This window comes from Shinella sp. GW821-FHT10F02 (assembly GCF_058809275.1).
This window is the reverse complement of the sequence record NZ_JBXASL010000008.1, coordinates 185,597-203,243: the sequence shown is the minus strand read 5'-3', so window position 1 is coordinate 203,243 and position 17,647 is coordinate 185,597. Positions and strand designations below refer to the sequence as shown.

The 17,647-nt window shown below is 65.4% G+C and carries 20 protein-coding genes; 12 read left to right on the top strand and 8 right to left on the bottom strand.

The window, feature by feature from the left end:
• Nucleotides 1–11 precede the first annotated feature (11 nt).
• Entirely contained in the window at nt 12–1,169 is a 1,158-nt protein-coding gene (locus AC1RWL_RS24440) for a PA0069 family radical SAM protein (protein WP_493095768.1), read from the bottom strand.
• A gap of 172 nt (nt 1,170–1,341) precedes the next feature.
• Here AC1RWL_RS24440 and AC1RWL_RS24435 point away from each other — a divergent pair, with 172 nt between their 5' ends.
• A complete protein-coding gene (locus AC1RWL_RS24435; RefSeq protein WP_492649242.1) occupies nt 1,342–1,875 on the top strand; it encodes a glycosyltransferase family protein in 534 nt (177 codons plus the stop codon).
• Here AC1RWL_RS24435 and AC1RWL_RS24430 read toward each other — a convergent pair.
• The 5 genes from AC1RWL_RS24430 to AC1RWL_RS24410 form a co-directional block, all read right to left on the bottom strand.
• Nucleotides 1,872–2,864, bottom strand: coding sequence for a calcium-binding protein (locus AC1RWL_RS24430; RefSeq protein WP_493095767.1), 993 nt, complete (start codon nt 2,862–2,864; stop codon nt 1,872–1,874). The genes AC1RWL_RS24435 and AC1RWL_RS24430 overlap by 4 nt on opposite strands.
• Before the next feature lie 78 nt (nt 2,865–2,942).
• Entirely contained in the window at nt 2,943–3,491 is a 549-nt protein-coding gene (gene moaB / locus AC1RWL_RS24425; protein WP_493095766.1) for a molybdenum cofactor biosynthesis protein B, read from the bottom strand.
• Nucleotides 3,478–4,377 carry a 4-(cytidine 5'-diphospho)-2-C-methyl-D-erythritol kinase gene (locus AC1RWL_RS24420; RefSeq protein ID WP_493095765.1) on the bottom strand — a complete coding sequence of 300 codons (900 nt, stop codon included), beginning with the start codon at nt 4,375–4,377 and terminating at the stop codon, nt 3,478–3,480. Before AC1RWL_RS24420 ends, moaB begins: the two co-directional genes overlap by 14 nt.
• A gap of 4 nt (nt 4,378–4,381) precedes the next feature.
• Complete coding sequence (locus AC1RWL_RS24415) at nt 4,382–6,235, bottom strand: tetratricopeptide repeat protein (RefSeq protein ID WP_493095764.1); 1,854 nt, start codon at nt 6,233–6,235, stop codon at nt 4,382–4,384.
• 167 nt (nt 6,236–6,402) lie between these two features.
• On the bottom strand, nt 6,403–7,419 hold the full coding sequence (locus tag AC1RWL_RS24410) for a polyprenyl synthetase family protein (RefSeq protein WP_493095763.1): 1,017 nt from the start codon (nt 7,417–7,419) through the stop codon (nt 6,403–6,405).
• A gap of 109 nt (nt 7,420–7,528) precedes the next feature.
• Between AC1RWL_RS24410 and AC1RWL_RS24405 the strand changes: the two genes are divergently transcribed.
• The 8 genes from AC1RWL_RS24405 (at nt 7,529) to AC1RWL_RS24370 (ending at nt 12,917) form a co-directional block, all read left to right on the top strand.
• A complete protein-coding gene (locus AC1RWL_RS24405; protein ID WP_435267457.1) occupies nt 7,529–7,750 on the top strand; it encodes a putative signal transducing protein in 222 nt (73 codons plus the stop codon).
• A gap of 232 nt (nt 7,751–7,982) precedes the next feature.
• A complete protein-coding gene (locus tag AC1RWL_RS24400) occupies nt 7,983–8,759 on the top strand; it encodes a tRNA1(Val) (adenine(37)-N6)-methyltransferase (RefSeq protein ID WP_493095762.1) in 777 nt (258 codons plus the stop codon).
• A 49-nt stretch (nt 8,760–8,808) separates the two neighbouring features.
• A complete protein-coding gene (locus tag AC1RWL_RS24395; RefSeq protein WP_493095761.1) occupies nt 8,809–9,072 on the top strand; it encodes a CopG family ribbon-helix-helix protein in 264 nt (87 codons plus the stop codon).
• A complete protein-coding gene (locus AC1RWL_RS24390; RefSeq protein WP_493095760.1) occupies nt 9,072–9,392 on the top strand; it encodes a type II toxin-antitoxin system RelE/ParE family toxin in 321 nt (106 codons plus the stop codon). The genes AC1RWL_RS24395 and AC1RWL_RS24390 overlap by 1 nt, the downstream gene beginning before the upstream one ends.
• Nucleotides 9,393–9,480: 88 nt before the next feature.
• Nucleotides 9,481–10,353, top strand: coding sequence for a S49 family peptidase (locus AC1RWL_RS24385; RefSeq protein ID WP_256118543.1), 873 nt, complete (start codon nt 9,481–9,483; stop codon nt 10,351–10,353).
• Nucleotides 10,354–10,386: 33 nt separating this feature from the next.
• Nucleotides 10,387–10,578: a hypothetical protein gene (locus AC1RWL_RS24380; protein ID WP_064329246.1), complete on the top strand. Its 192-nt coding sequence runs from the start codon at nt 10,387–10,389 to the stop codon at nt 10,576–10,578.
• 211 nt (nt 10,579–10,789) lie between these two features.
• The gene (locus AC1RWL_RS24375; protein WP_493095759.1) at nt 10,790–11,860 is read left to right on the top strand and encodes a dTDP-glucose 4,6-dehydratase; all 1,071 of its coding nucleotides are present in this window, start codon (nt 10,790–10,792) and stop codon (nt 11,858–11,860) included.
• A 94-nt stretch (nt 11,861–11,954) separates the two neighbouring features.
• Entirely contained in the window at nt 11,955–12,917 is a 963-nt protein-coding gene (locus AC1RWL_RS24370) for a glycine--tRNA ligase subunit alpha (protein ID WP_493095758.1), read from the top strand.
• Nucleotides 12,918–12,924: 7 nt separating this feature from the next.
• On the opposite strand, the gene gcvA is transcribed toward AC1RWL_RS24370, so the two are convergent.
• Nucleotides 12,925–13,821 (bottom strand): transcriptional regulator GcvA, encoded by an 897-nt coding sequence (gene gcvA, locus AC1RWL_RS24365; protein ID WP_493095757.1) that lies wholly within the window; start codon nt 13,819–13,821, stop codon nt 12,925–12,927.
• A 128-nt stretch (nt 13,822–13,949) separates the two neighbouring features.
• Between gcvA and AC1RWL_RS24360 the strand changes: the two genes are divergently transcribed.
• Nucleotides 13,950–14,654, top strand: coding sequence for an SDR family oxidoreductase (locus AC1RWL_RS24360; RefSeq protein ID WP_256118547.1), 705 nt, complete (start codon nt 13,950–13,952; stop codon nt 14,652–14,654).
• Nucleotides 14,655–14,711: 57 nt separating this feature from the next.
• Here the strand turns inward: AC1RWL_RS24360 and AC1RWL_RS24355 are convergent, their stop codons facing one another.
• Nucleotides 14,712–14,909 (bottom strand): hypothetical protein, encoded by a 198-nt coding sequence (locus AC1RWL_RS24355; protein ID WP_256118548.1) that lies wholly within the window; start codon nt 14,907–14,909, stop codon nt 14,712–14,714.
• Between the two features lie 190 nt (nt 14,910–15,099).
• Between AC1RWL_RS24355 and AC1RWL_RS24350 the strand changes: the two genes are divergently transcribed.
• Together AC1RWL_RS24350 and AC1RWL_RS24345 are read left to right on the top strand one after the other, a co-directional pair.
• Complete coding sequence (locus AC1RWL_RS24350) at nt 15,100–15,648, top strand: LemA family protein (RefSeq protein ID WP_493095756.1); 549 nt, start codon at nt 15,100–15,102, stop codon at nt 15,646–15,648.
• A 14-nt stretch (nt 15,649–15,662) separates the two neighbouring features.
• Complete coding sequence (locus AC1RWL_RS24345; protein WP_493095755.1) at nt 15,663–17,606, top strand: DUF2207 domain-containing protein; 1,944 nt, start codon at nt 15,663–15,665, stop codon at nt 17,604–17,606.
• Nucleotides 17,607–17,647: the final 41 nt, after the last annotated feature.

Here is a 17,647-nt window from a genome sequence, read left to right as displayed (position 1 = left end):
CCGGGGTACAGCTAAAGCAGCGAGAGCTGCACGCCGCTGCCCGAGGGCGGCACGAACTGGTCGCTGGCGAGGCTGCGGCGGGTGCGGGTCAACTCCAGCCGCTTGGCCGCCATTTCGAAGCGGCGGGCGATCTGCCAGGCATAGGGACCGGCGCCCTTCATGCGCTTGCCGAACTCCGCGTCGTAATCCTTGCCGCCGCGCATGGAGCGCACCAGCGACATGACGTGGCGGTAGCGATCCGGATAGTGGCGTAGCAGCCAGTCGCGGAAGAGCGGGCTTACCTCCAGCGGTAGGCGAAGCAGCACATAGCTCGCCTCGCAGGCGCCGGCCGCCTTGCCCGAATCAAGCACACGCTCGATCTCGTGGTCGTTGAGGCCCGGAATGATCGGCGCCATCATGATGGCGACCGGGATGCCGGCCTCCGACAGCGCGCGAATGGCTTCCAGCCGGCGCGGCGGGGTCGCGGCGCGCGGCTCCATGGTGCGCGCCAGCTTGCGGTCGAGCGTGGTGACCGAGATGCCTGCCCAGGCAAGCCCACGCGCCGCCATGCGGCCGAGGATGTCGATGTCGCGCATGACGAGCGCCGACTTGGTGACGATCGACACCGGATGATTGGCGGCATCCAGCACTTCGAGGATCTGGCGCATGATGCGCCATTCCTTCTCGATCGGCTGGTACGGATCGGTGTTGGTGCCGATCGCGATGACCCGTGGCTTGTAGCCGGGCTTGGAAAGCTCGCGCTCCAGCAGTTTCGGCGCATCCGGCTTGGCAAACAGCTTCGCCTCGAAATCGAGACCGGCGGAGAGGCCCATGAAGGCATGGGTCGGCCGGGCGAAACAATAGATGCAGCCGTGCTCGCAGCCGCGATAGGGATTGATCGAGCGGTCGAAGGGGATATCGGGTGAATCGTTGCTGGTGATGATCGTGCGCGGCTTTTCCACCTGCACCTCGGTGCGGAAGGGCGGAAGCTCCTCCAGCGTCTGCCAGCCATCGTCGACGCTCTCGCGCGTCACCGGCTCGAACCGGCCGGTGAAGTTGAGCCCGGCCCCGCGGCCGCGCCGGCGGTCCCCATCGACGCGCATGCCCGTCTGTGCCATCAGCGCCTCGGCAACGTCTTTCGTGTGGCCGGGCGCGAGGGCGCCCTGCCTGAGATCGGCAAGATCGTTCATGGCTGTCTCCGGCGGGGCAGGCCCCCGTTCCAATGACTATATTCCTATCGCTGAAACGAGAACAATGCAAGAACAAAATTCCCCGCGCCGCTAACCATGCTTTCTAACCATGCCGGAACATGGCGGGGCGGGGGCGGTGGAAATCCATGCTGCAATGCGGTATTGCAAAGGAATGCTGACAATCATCCTGGAATGCCGCGACAACGAGGCCGAGCTTGCGCAGACGTTGTCGGCGCTGGTGACGGGCGCCGTGCAGGGCATCGTGCGCGACGTGATCGTGCTCGACCACGGCTCGCGCGACGGCTCGGCCAAGGTGGCGGATGCGGCTGGCTGCCGGTTCCTGACGAGCTGGGACATGAAGGATGTCGTGCGCTCGGCGCGCGGCGACTGGCTGCTGCTGCTGGAGCCGGGCGCGCGCCCGCTGGCGGGCTGGGTCGATGCCATCGTCGATCATGTGTCGATCAACAAGAACCCGGCGCGTTTTCTCGGCTCGCGCAACCATCGCCGGCCGTTCTTCAAGCGGTTTGCGCGCCGCGCCGCGCCGCTGGAACAAGGGTATCTCGTCAGCAAGCGCCAGGCATCGGCGACCGTGCGCACCGGCATGGCGCTCGCCGACATGGCGGGCCGTTCCGGCGTGCGAAAGCTGGTCGCCGAGATCGTGCCCGCCTGGGCGGTGAAGGCCATGCGGGCTGAGAGCGTAGATTAAAGCAGGAAGTCGCTGCGGAAGAGGCCGTCCAGCCCGCGGACCTCGATCTCGAAATCGGCCTGGCCGTCGCCGTTGACATCGCCGGACACCACGCCGCCCTGGACGCGAAGCTCCCCGGCATTGCCGGAAAAATCGTTGCCGCCGATGAAGGCGAAGGCCTGGTTGCCGCCGCGGCCGGCATTGGCGTCGATGTCGCGCAGGTCGATCTTGTCGCCTTCGCCGCCGGCGAAATCGAGGATGACGTCGCGCCGCGCGCCCACCGCCGATTCGAACACGCCGTTGAAGTCGAAACGGTCCGCACCGCTGTCGCCCTGCAAGAAGTCCATGCCGCGGCCGCCGACGAGCACGTCGTTGCCGCCGCGCCCGGCGATCTGGTCGTCGCCACCAAGGCCCTTAAGGAGGTTCGAGACGCTGGAGCCGAAGAGAATGTCGCCGGCATTGGTGCCCTCGGCATTCTCGATGCTGATCAGGCGCTCGAAACGGTTGGAGCCGGTCTGCGCCAGGCCCGAGCCGAGATCGATGCCGACGCCGGTTCCGCCGACCACATTGTCGTCGTCGCGCGGCAGGTAGCTGATCGAATCGACGCCCGAGCCGCCATGAAAGGTGTTCTGCTCGCCGACGGAGAAGAAGCGGTCGTTGCCGCCTTCGCCGAAATAGCTGCTCTTGAAGGTGCTGACGGCGATCTTGTCGTTGCCGGCGCCGGCCTTGACGATGTCGGCACGCTCGTTGACGAAGGAGCCGAAGCCGGTGCCGACATAGGTGTCGTTGCCCGCGCCAAGCAGGATGACGCTGCCGTCTTCCTTCATGTTGACGACGCTGTCGTTTCCGGCGCCGGCATCCACCTGGTTGCGGCCGCCGAAATCGTCGGTGCGGTTGAGGATGATGGTGTCGTTGCCACCGCGCGCAAAAATCGTCACTTCAACATTGTTGAAGCTGCTGCCCTGTACGAAGCGGTCTGCGCGGTTGGTGCCGTTGATCGTGCGTCCCATTGGTCTCTCCTCAACTTTTCGATTGCTGGGAAAGTGATAGGGGGCGATGCGGGCGCGCGCAGTGCCCTATGGAACAGGTCAGCCGGCGGTGCGCTTCAGGTGCTCGTCGAGCCGCGGCATGATTTCCACGAAGTTGCAGGGCATGTGGCGATAGTCGAGCTGCGCCTTCAGGATGCCGTCCCAGGCATCCTTGCAGGCGCCCGGCGAGCCCGGCAGCACGAAGATGAAGGTGGCATTGGTGACGCCGCCGGTCGCGCGCGACTGGATCGTCGAGGTGCCGATCTTGTCATAGGAGATGCGGTGGAAGACTTCGGAAAAGCCATCCATGCGCTTTTCGAAGATCGGCTCCAGCGCTTCCGGCGTCACGTCGCGGCCGGTAAAACCCGTGCCGCCGGTGGTGATGACCACGTCGATCGCCTCGTCGCGCGTCCAGGCCTCCACCGTCGTACGGATTTTGGCGACATCGTCCGTCACGATGGCGCGGGCGGCGAGGCGATGGCCGGCCTCGGCGATGCGCGCGACGAGCGTATCGCCGGAGCGGTCCGTCTCCGGCGTGCGTGTATCGGAGACGGTGAGCACGGCGATGCCGACCGGGATGAAGGGCCTTGTCTCATCAATGCGTGCCATGGGTCGCTCCAACTGTGCGGGTTGCCACGAAGAACCACTGGGGGTGCTGCCCACGAAGATCAGCGGCTGCGGCTTGTGCGGCGTCATCGGATGGGTATAGCGCGAAGCATGTCGCGCCGGAACCGGACATGCGCACGAGATCCGCGCCGGTGGCCGAGAGGCTCTCCGAAAGAGACGCAATCTCGGGGCAGAGCTGCCGGGCAGGGGGTTCGAGGTCGTTGCGCAGCCGCGAAAGCAGGCTCACCCAGCCTTCACGCCCGTTGATAGGAACGAAGGGTGGATTGTGCTTGGAGGCGAGCGCCTTGAAGACGGCCGGTGTCGAGACGCCGACCATGGGATTGGCGAGCACGATCGGCATGGACGGCATGGTCAGCGGCGTGATGCTGTCGCCGACACCGCGGGCCATCAGCGGCTGGCCGACAAGGCACATCGGCACGTCGGCGCCGAGGCCGATGGCGATGGCGTCGCGCTCGCTCTTCGGCAGGTCCGCCTGCCAGAGTGCCAGAAGCCCGCGCAGGGTTGCTGCCGCATCCGCCGATCCGCCGCCGATGCCCGATGCGATGGGCAGGTTCTTTTCGAGGTGGATGTGCACCGGCGGGGCGGCGTGGCCATGGTTTGCCAGCGCGGCCCGCAGCCGGTCGCGCGCCCGGGTGACGAGGTTGTCGCCATCGGCCGCAAGCGCCCCTGCAAAGCGGCCGGACAGCGTGAAGCGATCCTCCACCGCCGGCGACAGGCCGATGCGGTCGCCATAGGCGGTGAAGGTCACGAGGCTTTCGAGAAGATGATAGCCATCCTCGCGCTGGCCGACGACGGCGAGCGCGAGGTTGATCTTGGCCGGCGCCCGTTCAAGGACGGCAAAGCCCGAGAGCGGGTCGGCATCAGGCATGCGGTCAGGACTTGCGGTCGACCGCCGTGCCTTCCGGCGAGGGGTTTTGTGCCGGCTTTTCGTCCTTGGCTTCCGCCGAGGCCGGCTCGGTCTTCTTGAGCTCCGGCAGGCCATTCTCGATCTTGAGCTTGATCTTCGGGATTTCCGCTTCTTCCGGCTTCAGGCCGAGCGCACGGTTCCACTGGAAGGTGGCTTCCAGCTTGCGGCCGACGCGCCAGTAGGCATCGCCCAGATGATCGTTGATTGTCGGGTCGCCGGCCTTCAGCTCCGCCGCACGCTCCAGCTCCGCCACGGCGTCGGTAAAGCGGTTGAGGCGATAATAGGCCCAGCCGAGCGAGTCGACGATGTAACCGTCGTCAGGCTTGATGCTGACGGCGCGGCGGATCATGTCCAGCCCCTCGTCGAGGTTGATGTTCATGTCCACCCAGGAATAGCCGAGATAGTTCAGCACCTGCGGCTGTTCCGGGTTGAGCTCCAGCGCCTTGCGGAAGTTCGGCTCGGCCTTTTCCCATTCCTTCAGCCGCTCATAGGCGATGGCGCGCTGGAAGAAGACGCTCCAGTGGTTGCGCGTCGGCACCGGGCCGATGGCCTCGACCGCGCGGTCATAGAGCGCCGCCATGTCCTTGTAGTCCTTGGCATCCGACAGCACGCTGCCGAGCGCCAGATAGCTGCGGAGGTCCGACGGGTCGGCCTCGATCAGCTCCTGCAAGTGCTTCTTGGCTTCCGGCACCTTGCCGGTATCGGCGAGATTCAGGCCGAGCTGCAATTCGGAAATGCGGCGCATCGGCGACTTTTCCGGCACGGCGCGGTAATATTCGATCGCGCGTTCCGGCTTCTTCTGGTTTTCGGCAAGCCCACCGAGCAGCACCAGCATGTCGTCGCTATCCGGGTCGAGCGCGCGTGCCGCCTGCATATAGAGCGAGACGATGTCTTCCGCGCCTTCGCGGTTGAGCGCCCCGCCGATCGAAAACAACACCGCAGCGGCGCCTTGGGCTGCCGTGCGCACCTGCTGTTCCTGCTTTTCGCCGGCCTCGATGCTCTGGCGCAGCGCCTTCAGCGGCGCATAGCTGGTGATGAAGCTGTCGCCGACCGAAATCGCATCGAGCGCCTTCTGCTTGTTGCCCTCATGGGCTTCCAGGCGGGCAAGCGCCATGACGGCACGGATGAACGTGTCCGGCGCGGCGCTGGCGCCATTGCGGTCGAGCACCGCGTCGTTGAGGCGGGCGCGGGCCGTCGCCTTGTCGCCGGCTGCGGCGGCGAGCGCGCCGGCATGGTAGTTCTTGAAGATGGCGAGCCATTCCGGCCCGTCCATGCTGGAGATCAGCTTGATGGCGTCCTTCGACTTGCCGTCGCCGAACTTGGCCCAGGCAAGCAGCAGGTCGTTCATCATGCGGTCCAGATCGTTCGGACCGTTATAGACGAGGATCTTTTCAGCGCTCTTGTATTCGCGCTTGCGGATCGCCTCCATGCCGCGCACCACGGCGGTGATGCGCTCGACGGCCGGGTCGTTGCGCAGCGCATCGGCGAGCTTCACGCCCTCCTCGAAGTCGCCGTTCATCAGCTGCGTCACCATCAGGCGCTGCTTGACGTCGGTGTTGGTCGCGTCGAACTGCAGCGCGATCTTGTAGAGCGCGACGGCAGTCTCGTAGTCCTTGTCGAAATCCGCCGTGCGGGCGGCCAGGAACGCGCCGGAGAACGTGTTGACGCTCAAGGGATCGAACGGCGTGTCTTCGGCGGCTGCCGCTGCGGGCTTGTCCTCCGCATAGGCCGCCTGGGGGCCGGCCAGGGGACCGGCAAGCACGATGCTGGCCGCTATCGCCACGCCGGAGAGAAGCCGAAGGAGAAGGGAATGCCGCATCAAAATGCCTTTCGCCAGAAAGTGTAGAGTTCGCCCCGGAGGCCGGTCGCGCCAAATCCGGCCACGATCAGGCCCAAATCAGTCACGGACTCATGACGGTAGAGAATGGCTTTTTTGGCGCGGTGCGGCAAGAAAATCCTGCCGGACCGAATTCAACCTTCCGTGGCTCAGCTCACGCGGGCAATCGAGAAGTCGATGACTTCCATCAGCGCATCCTTCCACGGGCTCGCCGGCAGGGGGGCGAGTGCGTCGCGGGCGATCATGCCGTAATGCTGGGCGCGGGCAATCGTGTCCGTCAGGCCGCCATAGCGCGTGATAAGGTTGAAAGCCCGCTCCAGGTTGGCATCGTCGCTCTTCCCGCCCTCGATGGCTTCGCGCCAGAAGGCGCGGTCTTCTGTCGTGCCGCGTCGCCAGGCGAGGATGACGGGCAGCGTGATCTTGCCCTCGCGAAAATCGTCGCCGGTGTTCTTGCCGAGGTCGGCCGCCTTGCCGCCATAGTCCAGCGCATCGTCGACGAGCTGGAAGGCGAGGCCGAGATTCATGCCGTAGGATTTCAGCGCGTTGCGCTCGGCCCGGTTGGTGCTGGCGATGATCGGGCCGACTTCCGCGGCGGCCGCGAAGAGCGCCGCCGTCTTGGCGCGGATGACCTGGAGATAGTCGTCCTCGGTCGTCTCCATGTTCTTGGCGACCGACAATTGCAGCACCTCGCCCTCGGCGATCACGGTGGCGGCGGTGGAAAGCACGTCGAGCGCTTCCAGCGACCCGACCTCGACCATCATCTTGAAGGCCTGACCGAGCAGAAAGTCGCCGACGAGCACGCTCGCCTGGTTGCCCCAGATCATGCGCGCGGTGGATTTGCCGCGGCGAAGGTCGCTTTCGTCCACCACGTCGTCATGCAGCAGCGTCGCCGTGTGCATGAACTCGACGCTGGTCGCGAGCTTGATGTGATGGTCGCCGTCATAGCCGAACATCGAGGCGGCGGCGAGCGTCAGCATGGGGCGCAGCCGCTTGCCGCCCGAAGAGATCAGGTGGTTGGCGACCTCCGGGATCATCTGCACGTCGGAGCCGGCTTTCGACAGGATAAGCTGGTTCACCCGCTCCATGTCGGCCTTTGTCAGATCGACGAGCGGCTTCACCGATGCCTGTTTGTTTTTGCCTTCTTCAAGCGGTATCACGACGCCCAAATGCCCGGACTCCTGTTCATTTTTGTTGAAAGACAATAGAAAGCGGGGCTTCCTGCGGCAAGAGGCGAATTGTCCCGCCTCGGCAATTATGGCTGGAAAAAGAACCCGTATGATCGAATTGATCCGCACCAACGACGTCGTCCTGCTTTCCTTCGCGGAAAGCCTGATGAAGGAGGCCGGCATCCACTGCCTGATCGCCGACGAGGCGATGAGCATCCTCGAAGGCTCGCTCGGCATGCTGCCGCGCCGCTTCCTGGTGGAAGCCGACCGGGAAGACGAGGCGCGCCGCATCCTCAAGGACGCGGGGCTGGCGGCGGAGTTGCGGCCGTGAGAAGGCCGGGTTTCCGGGGCGAGGCGGCATTCGCGACACCCCCCTCTGCCCTGCCGGGCATCTCCCCCTCAAGGGGGGAGATCGGTCCGCTGCAACGTCTCGCCCCAAACAAGTGTCGAGGGGGAAGCGACGCCCTCTCCCCTTGCCAATCTCCCCCCTTGAGGGGGAGATGCCCGGCAGGGCAGAGGGGGGAAGGCGGCACACGCTTCGTTTCCAACGAGGCGTCCCACCTATGAGCATCGCCGAAACCGTCGATGCCTTCCACCGCGGCCGTTTCCATGTCGTCCAGCCGAAGGGCATCGGCCACCGCTCCGGAATGGACGCGATGCTGCTCGCCGCCCTCGTTGCCGGCGATGGGCCGATGCGGGTGGCGGATCTTGGCGCGGGCGCTGGTGCCGCCGGTCTCGCCGTCGCCGCGCGTCTCGAAAAGGCCGAGGTGCTGCTCGTCGAGCGTTCCGCGCTGATGGCAGATTTCGCCCGCAAGTCGCTGGCGCTGGACCTGAACGCCGCCTTCGCCGGTCGTGTCTCTGTCCTCGAAGCGGATGTCGCGCTCGCCGGCAGGGCACGCGTCGCCGCCGGCCTTGCCGATGACGTGCACGATCACGTCATCATGAACCCGCCGTTCAACGACGGCGCCGACCGGCGCACGCCGGATGCGCTGAAGGCCGAGGCGCATGCGATGGAGGACGACCTTTTCGAGCGCTGGATCCGCACGGCCGGCGCCATCCTGAAGCCCGGCGGCCAGCTCTCGCTCATCGCCCGGCCGGAATCGATCGCCGAGATCATCGCCGCCTGCGGCCGCCGCTTCGGCGGCATCGAGATCACCCCCATCCACCCCCGCGCCGGCGAAAGCGCCCTGCGCATCCTCGTCACCGCCATCAAGGGCTCCCGCGCCCGCCTCGCCCTGCGCATGCCCCTCGTCATGCACGACGGCCCACACCACGCCTTCACACCCTTTGTGGACGATCTCAACAATGGCCGCGCGAGCTACCCGCGGCTGCGGCGTTGACAATTTTGCGATAATCGAAGACCCTGTATTACAAATTTCGGGGTTTTTCATGGAAAATCAAAAGAACCTCTCCGATCCTATCGCGCTTCGATTGCCGAGTGACGTGCTGGCTGAAATCGAGACGATTGCGCGCATCTCCGGCCGCACCCGCAGTTGGGTCATGGTGCGGGCGATGAAGGCCTATCTCGCGAGCGAGGGGCGGGAAATCGTCGAGCTCGACCGGGCCAGGCAGTCGGCCGCAGACGATGGCGCGACGGAACTGGGCGATCTGCTTGCAGAAATGGACCGCGACCTTCCCGGCAATGCCGCCTGATGCGCAACGTGCTGTTTGCGCCGCCGGCCAGAGCTTTCGTCGAGCAGGAAATCCGCTATCTGCGCGAGCGCAACCCCGCTGCCGCGGCGGCGTTTCGCGCGAGTGTGGCGCGGCTCGGCAGGCAGCTCTCCCGCTTCCCGCAATCGGGGTTCCTGCGGCAGGATATCCCACTCGAAGGCATCTATCGCATCGTTCTCGGCGACTATCGCATAGACTATGAACTCACGGTCGATGCCGTCCTGATCCTGCTTGTTCGCCACGGTCGCCAGGTCGAGCCCGGGCCGCCGGTCGATGACGACGCGGATTACGAGGCGCCATAGGTTTCGACGATTTATGTCGCTGAATCTTGTGTTTTCCCCGGTCGTGCATACATCAGCCGGGCAACGAAACAGGAGACAGGATCGCGCGATGGCCGGATTTTTGAAGTCGCTGGTGCCGAAGAGGTTCCGCAAGGAGGGGGTCGCGATCCCCGTTGTCCGGCTGCAAGGGGCGATCATGGCGGCGGGTAGCCAGTTCCGTCCGCCGCTCAATCTTTCGACCGCAGCACCGGCGCTGGAAAAGGCCTTTGCCTATCGTGACGCGCCGGCGGTGGCGATCTCCATCAATTCGCCCGGCGGCTCGCCGGTGCAGTCGCGGCTGATCTTCCAGCGCATCCGAGAGCTTGCCGCGGAGAAGAACAAGCGCGTGCTGGTCTTCGTCGAGGATGTCGCGGCGTCCGGCGGTTATATGATCGCGCTCGCCGGTGACGAGATTTTTGCCGATCCCACCTCGATCGTCGGTTCGATCGGCGTCGTCTCGGGCGGCTTCGGTTTCCCCGAAATGCTGAAGAAGATCGGCGTCGAGCGGCGCGTCTATACCGCCGGCACCAACAAGGCGATCCTCGACCCGTTCCAGCCGGAGCGCGAAAACGAGATCGAGTATCTGAAATCCCTCCAGCTCGAAATCCACCAGGTCTTCATCGACATGGTGAAGGACCGTCGCGGCGCGAAGCTCGCCGACGATCCGGACCTGTTTTCCGGCCTGTTCTGGACGGGCGGGCGCGGTGTCGCGCTTGGCCTCGTCGATGGCCTCTCGGACATGCGTTCGGAACTGAAGCGGCGTTACGGGCCGAAGACGCGGCTGGAGCTGGTTTCGGCGCCCAAGGGGCTGTTTGGCCGCAAGGCGCCGGGCATCGGGGGGCTTTCCGGCGACGTGGCGGAGCGTATAGGCTCTGCCGGCGTGGCGGCCGTGGCCAGTCTCGCGGAAGAAAAGGCGCTCTGGGGCCGCTTCGGCCTTTCCTGATAGCGCGCACAATAAAAGAATAGGGGAGGGGCGATGGCCCAGATCATCTTTCTGCTTCTGGTCGTCGGCCTTGCCTGGTTCGGCTATCGCAAGTTCGTGGCGGATGCCGAGCGGTTGAGCAAGTTGCGCAAGCGCAGCGAGGAGGAACGCCGCACCGGCGCCACCGGCACGCTCGTCAAGGATCCGGAAACCGGCGAATACCGCCTGCGCCGCGACGACGAGTAGCCATTCGGCACGTTTTCGTGCCGTCGCGGGAGCGGCCCGCGGTTCGCGCCGTGCCGCGCCGGGACATTAACCAAGCGTCGTAAGGTTAATGCCGCATTTATTCCTTTGCAGCCCAAGGTTGGCGTTGCTCCTGCGCGCAGGAAACCCGATTTAACGGCAAGGGTCGCCATGATGGCGTCCTGCAAAGCGCCTGCGATGAACGGAGTATACCATGGCCTCGCTCGATCTCGATCGGATCCGCACCATCGTCGTGACGGGCGGTGCCGGCTTCGTCGGCTCGCATATCGTCGACGACCTGCTCCAGCATTGCCCGAATGCCCGCGTGCGCGTGCTCGATTCCTTCACCTATGCCGCTGATATGTCGCATCTCGACGCCGCCTTCCGCACCGGCCGCGTGACGCTCCAGGAAGGCGACGTCGGCAATCTCGATCTCGTGACCGAGGTCCTGAAGGATGCCGACCTCGTCGTGCATGCGGCCGGCGAAAGCCATGTCGAGCGCGCCTTTTCCGTGCCGGAACGCTTTACGCTCGCCAACGCGCTCGGCACCCAGGTGCTGGTGGAGGCGATGGGCCGGCGCCGCGTGCCGCTGATGATCCATATCAGCTCGGCGGAAGTCTATGGCGCGGGCAATGGCGGGCTGGTCGGCGAGCTTGCGCCGCTGCTTCCCGACAATCCGCACGGCGCTTCCAAGGCCGCCGCCGAAATGTTGATCGCGGGGCTTCGTCGCTCCTTCGGCCTCGATATCCGCGTGCTGCGCCCGGTCAACATCGTCGGCACCCGGCAGAACACCGAAAAGCTTCTGCCGCGCTTCCTGGAGCTCGCGACCGTCGGCCGCCCGCTGCCGGTGCATGGCGACGGCATGCAGACGCGCGCCTTCGTCACCATGACGGATTTCTGCTCGGCCCTGCGCACGGTCGTGACCGGCGGCGCGGAAAACGCCACCTACAATGTCGCGGGCGATGACCTGCACGACATCCTCTCCGTCGCGCGCCTGGTGCTCGATGCGGTGCAGGATCCCGTTTCCGGCGTGAGCTTCACCGCCGGCCGGCCGGACAATGTCGGCCGCCCGCCGCTCGATACGCGTGCCCTGAAGGCGCTCGGCTGGCAGGCGAAGAGCTCGCTGCGCCGCGAACTTCCGATGCTCGCTGCCTGGTATGGCGCGCGCGTGCCCGCGGGCCTGCGCCGGCAGTTGCATCAGGTGCCGGACCTCGCGCCCCAGCGCGTGCAGGCCGTCACCCAGGCCGCAGGCTCCGGCCTGTTCCGCTCGCTCGAACGGCACTGAGAGGTTTCGGGCGAGCCGCCCGAAACCCTTGACCCTTCCGGCGCATCGTGGCACCAGTCCGCCAGCTTTTTTAAAGAATGCCCGGACGAAACCGATGACCTCAGCCGCCCTGCCTGACCATATGAACCCGACACGCTCCTTCCAGGGGCTCATCCTGACGCTGCACAACTATTGGGCGGACAAGGGCTGCGCGGTGCTTCAGCCCTATGACATGGAAGTGGGCGCCGGCACGTTCCACCCGGCAACGACGCTGCGCGCGCTCGGGCCCCGCCCGTGGCGCGCCGCCTATGTGCAGCCCTCGCGCCGCCCGTCGGATGGTCGTTACGGCGAAAACCCCAACCGCCTCCAGCACTATTACCAGTACCAGGTCATCCTGAAGCCGAACCCGTCGAACCTTCAGGAGCTCTATCTCGGCTCGCTGGCGGCGATCGGCCTCGACCCGCTGCTGCATGACGTGCGCTTCGTCGAAGACGACTGGGAAAGCCCGACGCTCGGCGCCTGGGGCCTGGGCTGGGAATGCTGGTGCGATGGCATGGAAGTCTCGCAGTTCACCTATTTCCAGCAGGTCTGCGGCATCGAATGCGCGCCCGTGGCCGGCGAACTGACCTACGGCCTCGAACGCCTCGCCATGTATGTGCAGGGCGTCGACAACGTCTATGACCTGAACTTCAACGGCCGCGAGGGCGACGAGAAGATCACCTATGGCGACGTGTTCCTGCAGGCCGAGCAGGAATATTCCCGCCACAACTTCGAATTCGCCGACACCGCCATGCTGCACCGCCACTTCATCGATGCGGAAAAGGAGTGCATTGCGCTTCTCGCTGCCGGCGCGCCGGGCGATGCCGACAACCAGCGTCTGCACAAATGCGTGCTGCCGGCCTACGACCAGTGCATCAAGGCGAGCCACGTCTTCAACCTGCTCGATGCGCGCGGCGTGATCTCGGTCACCGAACGCCAGAGCTACATCCTGCGCGTGCGCACGCTGGCCAAGGCCTGCGGCGAGGCGTTCCTGCTGACGGATGCCGGCGGCGTGAACTGGACGAAGGACGCGGCCTGATCGTTTTCTAGCGCTTGCGGCCGTCGGCGGTCGCAAGCCAGGTCCGCACCGCTGCGACAGATGCGGCATGGCGCGGCTTGCGGGGCGAGACTGCATAGAAGTCTGCCCCCACCCGCATTTCCACTGCAAACAGCCGCGTCAGCCGGCCATCGCGAATATCACCCTCGACGAAAAGCCGGCTCGCCAGCGCCAGCCCCTGGCCAGCAATAGCCGCCTCGATGGCATGCGCCGTCTGGTTGAAGCGGATGTTCTTCGGCGCGGTGGGCGCCCCTTCCGGAAAGACCTGCTCGAGAAACTGCGGCCAGAAATCATGCGCGTCATGCAGCAGCGCATAGCGTGCAAAGGCCTCCGCCTGCGCCGGGCTCCCAAGCTTTTCGATGAGGAGCGGGCTGCCGACCGCCACCACCACCTGCTCGAACAGCAGGTCGACGTCGAGCCCCGGCCCGAAGGGCGGACGGCCGTAGCGCACCGCCAGGTCGACGGCGTCCGTCTGGAAGTTGGAAATCCGGTCGGTCGCCAGGATGCGCAGGTCGATATCGGGATGGGCGGCGGTGAACTCGGGCAGGCGCGGGATCAGCCATTTCGAGGCGAAGGTCGGCGTGACGCTGATGGTCAGATGCTGCGGCTCCGGCCGCAGGGCCTCCGTCGCCTCGGCGATCAGCTCGAAGGCGCGGCGGACATTGGCGACATAACTGCGCCCGGCTTCCGTCAGCGCGAGCGTGCGCGGCTGGCGATCGAACAGCTTTAGCCCCAGCTCCGCCTCCAGCCCGCGCACCTGCTGGGCGACGGCACCCTGGGTGACGCCGAGTTCCTCGGCGGCGAGCCGGAAATTGAGATGGCGCGTCACGACCTCGAAAACACGCAAGGCATTGAGCGAGGGAAGGCGGCGTATGGCGTCGGACATGCGATAGAATTTCTACTGGATGATGAGCGTGGAACTGGCTCGCGCTCCTGGCCGGCCGATGGTATCACTTGGAACATCACGAAGAAAGGCGGTTCGTCCGCCATGCGTTCTCGATAGGGAGATGGAAGATGGCAGTAGAAAAAGTTGCAATCATCACCGCAGGCGGCAGCGGCATGGGCGCGGCTGCGGCGCGGCGGCTGGCGACGGACGGCTTCAAGATCGCCGTGCTCTCCTCCTCCGGCAAAGGTGAGGCGCTGGCGGAAGAGTTCGGCGGCCTCGGGGTCACCGGCTCCAACCAGTCGAACGACGACCTGAAGCGTCTCGTCGACGGCGCGCTGGAACGCTGGGGCCGCATCGACGTGCTGGTCAACAGCGCCGGCCACGGCCCGCGCAAGCAGATCCTCGAATTGACTGACGAGGACTGGCATGCCGGTATCGACGTCTATTTCCTGAACGCCGTGCGTCCGACGCGCCTTGTCACCCCGGTCATGCAGAAACAGAAATCCGGCGTGATCATCAACATCTCGACCGCCTGGGCCTTCGAGCCGAGCGCGATGTTCCCGACATCCGCCGTCGCGCGCGCCGGCCTCGCCTCCTTCACCAAGGTCTTCGCCGATACCTACGCGGCCGAAAACATCCGCATGAACAACGTGCTGCCCGGCTGGATCGACAGCCTGCCGGCGACGGACGAACGGCGTGACGGCGTGCCGATGAAGCGCTACGGCACCAGCGAGGAGGTCGCAGCCACGGTCGCCTTCCTCGCCTCCGACGGTGCCGGTTATATCACCGGCCAGAACATCCGCGTCGACGGCGGCATCACCCGCTCGATCTGACACGGCAAGCATTGCGACTGTCTTCGCCTCTCCGGTTCCTCCGGGGAGGCGTTTTCGTTAGGCCAGCGTGGAAGCCTTCACGCCGAGTTCCCAGACGGGCTTGAGGGTCGGGAACGTGCCGGTGGGCAGCTGGCCGGCATAGGTCTGGAGAGCCCGGCGTACACCCTTCGGACGGTCGACCGCTGCACCCATCGTGTAGGCGAGGAAGAGGGCGGTGAAACCGAGAACGTTGATGGTGAGGACGAGGGCTTTCATGGCGGTTGCTTCGGGGTTCGTGTTGTTGATGAAGCGACTATCGATGAAAGCCCGTCCTTCCGCGGTTCCCGGGGTGACAGGACGCTGATGTCTTTGAGAAAATTGACGCTTCATCCAGCCTTGCGGGGCTTTCCTGCGGCGTCGCGGATGCTAAGCTCGCGCCGAACGCACTGAAGGAGCGGAGAACCTCATGATCGGTCTGGCAATCGCGGCGGTGGTCGTCATCTACGCCATCATCATCTACAACGGCCTCGTGCGCGCACGGCAGGTGAAGGAGGAGGCCTGGTCCGGCATCGACGTGCAGCTGAAACGCCGCGCCGACCTCATCCCCAACCTCATCGAGACTGTGAAAGGTTATGCCGCGCACGAAAAGGAGACGCTGGAAATCGTCGTGGACCTGCGCAACCGCGCGCAGGCCGTGCCTGCCGGCGACGTCGCCGGCCGCGCCCAGGCGGAAGGCATGCTGAGCCAGGCGCTCGGCCGCATCTTCGCGCTCGCCGAGGCCTATCCGGACCTCAAGGCCAACCAGAACTTTGCCGAATTGCAGCAGACGCTGGAAACGCTGGAGGGCGAGATCCAGATGTCGCGGCGCTACTACAACGGTGCGGCGCGCGATCTCAACGTCAAGGTCGAGAGCTTCCCGTCAAACCTCGTCGCCGGCCTCTTCAAATTCCTGAAGGCGCCCTATTTCGAGATCGAGAACCCGGCCGACCGGGCCGTGCCGACCGTGAAATTCTAGACCTGGAGTCCTCCATGATGCGGATTGCCGCCCTCCTGACGCTGTGGCTCTGCCTTCTGGTCGGGGGCGCGGCCCGGGCGGAAGAATATTTCGACCGCTACCATTCCGATATCACGGTCGCGAAGAACGGCACGCTGACGGTAACGGAGGCGATCCGCGTCTATGCCGAGGGCAACCAGATCCGCCGCGGCATCTACCGCGATTTCCCGCTGACCTTCGTGGACGCCGAAGGCCGCGAGCGCGAGGTGGGCTTCAAGATCCTCAGCGTCGAGCGCGACGGCCGCCCGGAGCCCTACCGCACGGAGAGCATCCGCCGCGGCATCCGCATTTATTTCGGCTCCGCAGATGTGCTCATCGATCCCGGCTTCCACCAATACCGCCTGACCTACGAGACGACGCGGCAGATCCGCTTTTTCGACAAGCATGACGAATTGTTCTGGAACGTCACCGGCACCGAATGGGCCTTTCCGATCTACCGGGCGAGCGCGACGGTCACGCTGCCGCAGGGCGTGAATGCGGAGGAATTGACTTTCTTCACCGGCCCCTTCGGCGCGACGGACAAGAACGCGCGGGCCGAAAACCGCGGCAACCAGGCGACCTTCGAGACGACGCGGGAGCTTGGGCCGCAGGAGGGCCTGACGATCGGTGTGAAAATGCCGGCCGGCAGCATCGACAAGCCGACGGCAGCCGAGGAGCGCGCGCTGTTCTTCAAGGACAACCGCAGCCTCATCCTCGCCTTCGGCGGCCTCGTCCTCGTCGTCGGCTATTATCTCTGGGCCTGGCTCTCCGTCGGCCGCGATCCGCCGGAGGGCGTCGTCGTACCGCGCTGGGATGCGCCGGAGGGCATGTCGCCCGCCCTCGTCAACTATATCGAGGAGAAGGGTTTTGGCGGGCGCGGCTGGACGGCGGTTTCCGCCTCCTTCCTCAATCTCGCGGTCAAGGGACTGGTCGAGCTTCAGGATCTGAAGAACTCACTCACCGTCACCCGCACGGAAAAACCCGTCGAGGGCGAATTGCCGACGGGCGAGAAGGTGCTGCTCAACGCGCTCAAAAGCCCCGGCGCCAGCCTCGTCATCGACAAGACCAACGGCAAGCGCGTGCAGACGCTGGGCAGCGATTTTCGCGATGCGATGGAGAAGGAGCACCGGCGTAAATATTATCTCGCCAACTGGCCCCAGGTCATCGGCGGCATTCTCCTGTCGCTCGCCTGCCTTGCCAGCCTGCTGATCTTCGGCGGGCTGCCGGAGGACAGCATCGCACTGGTCATCCTGCCGCTCTTCGCCTCGGTCTTCGTGTCGATCTTCGCGGTGGCGCTCGGGCAGAATTTCAAGCGGGCGAATTCGCTTGGCGCGCGCATCCTCGCCGTCGCCATCGCCGCCTTCGTCGGCTTCGTGTCGCTCACCGTCTTCGGCAGCATTGCCGTCGCGATCGTTCTGACGACCGCTGCCGCTGGCCAGATGCCGCTCTTTGCCGCCGTCGGCGGCATCATCGTTGCCAATCTCGTCTTCTTCTTCCTGATGGGCGCCCCCACGCCGCTCGGCCGCAAGCTGATGGATGGCATCGAGGGCCTGCGCCAATACCTGACGCTCGCCGAAAAGGACCGCATGAACATGGCCGGCGCGCCGGAAATGTCGCCTCGCCACTTCGAAACACTGCTGCCCTATGCCGTGGCCCTCGGCGTCGAAAAACCCTGGTCGCAAACCTTCGACCGCTGGCTCCTCGCTGCAGCCGCGGCCGGCGCCGCCGCTGCGGCCTACCAGCCCGCCTGGTATCACGGCGACAGTTTCTCCTCCGGCCGCTTCTCCGACCAGATGGGCGGCTTCGCCGGTTCCATGGCCAGCACCATGACCTCCTCGCTCCCCGACCCGCCAAGAAGCTCCTCCTCCGGCTTTTCCTCCGGTGGCGGCGGCGGCTCCTCGGGGGGAGGCGGCGGCGGCGGTGGGGGAGGCGGGTGGTAGAGCCTGCCAGAAACAGCGGATGGACGAATGTATCATTCAAT

Coding starts and splice junctions, on each gene's coding strand:
- AC1RWL_RS24440 (WP_493095768.1), bottom strand. CDS start 1,169: ATGAACGATCTTGCCGATCTCAGGCAGGGCGCCCTCGCGCCCGGCCAC.
- AC1RWL_RS24435 (WP_492649242.1), top strand. CDS start 1,342: ATGCTGACAATCATCCTGGAATGCCGCGACAACGAGGCCGAGCTTGCG.
- AC1RWL_RS24430 (WP_493095767.1), bottom strand. CDS start 2,864: ATGGGACGCACGATCAACGGCACCAACCGCGCAGACCGCTTCGTACAG.
- moaB (WP_493095766.1), bottom strand. CDS start 3,491: ATGGCACGCATTGATGAGACAAGGCCCTTCATCCCGGTCGGCATCGCC.
- AC1RWL_RS24420 (WP_493095765.1), bottom strand. CDS start 4,377: ATGCCTGATGCCGACCCGCTCTCGGGCTTTGCCGTCCTTGAACGGGCG.
- AC1RWL_RS24415 (WP_493095764.1), bottom strand. CDS start 6,235: ATGCGGCATTCCCTTCTCCTTCGGCTTCTCTCCGGCGTGGCGATAGCG.
- AC1RWL_RS24405 (WP_435267457.1), top strand. CDS start 7,529: ATGATCGAATTGATCCGCACCAACGACGTCGTCCTGCTTTCCTTCGCG.
- AC1RWL_RS24400 (WP_493095762.1), top strand. CDS start 7,983: ATGAGCATCGCCGAAACCGTCGATGCCTTCCACCGCGGCCGTTTCCAT.
- AC1RWL_RS24395 (WP_493095761.1), top strand. CDS start 8,809: ATGGAAAATCAAAAGAACCTCTCCGATCCTATCGCGCTTCGATTGCCG.
- AC1RWL_RS24390 (WP_493095760.1), top strand. CDS start 9,072: ATGCGCAACGTGCTGTTTGCGCCGCCGGCCAGAGCTTTCGTCGAGCAG.
- AC1RWL_RS24385 (WP_256118543.1), top strand. CDS start 9,481: ATGGCCGGATTTTTGAAGTCGCTGGTGCCGAAGAGGTTCCGCAAGGAG.
- AC1RWL_RS24380 (WP_064329246.1), top strand. CDS start 10,387: ATGGCCCAGATCATCTTTCTGCTTCTGGTCGTCGGCCTTGCCTGGTTC.
- AC1RWL_RS24375 (WP_493095759.1), top strand. CDS start 10,790: ATGGCCTCGCTCGATCTCGATCGGATCCGCACCATCGTCGTGACGGGC.
- AC1RWL_RS24370 (WP_493095758.1), top strand. CDS start 11,955: ATGACCTCAGCCGCCCTGCCTGACCATATGAACCCGACACGCTCCTTC.
- gcvA (WP_493095757.1), bottom strand. CDS start 13,821: ATGTCCGACGCCATACGCCGCCTTCCCTCGCTCAATGCCTTGCGTGTT.
- AC1RWL_RS24360 (WP_256118547.1), top strand. CDS start 13,950: ATGGCAGTAGAAAAAGTTGCAATCATCACCGCAGGCGGCAGCGGCATG.
- AC1RWL_RS24355 (WP_256118548.1), bottom strand. CDS start 14,909: ATGAAAGCCCTCGTCCTCACCATCAACGTTCTCGGTTTCACCGCCCTC.
- AC1RWL_RS24350 (WP_493095756.1), top strand. CDS start 15,100: ATGATCGGTCTGGCAATCGCGGCGGTGGTCGTCATCTACGCCATCATC.
- AC1RWL_RS24345 (WP_493095755.1), top strand. CDS start 15,663: ATGATGCGGATTGCCGCCCTCCTGACGCTGTGGCTCTGCCTTCTGGTC.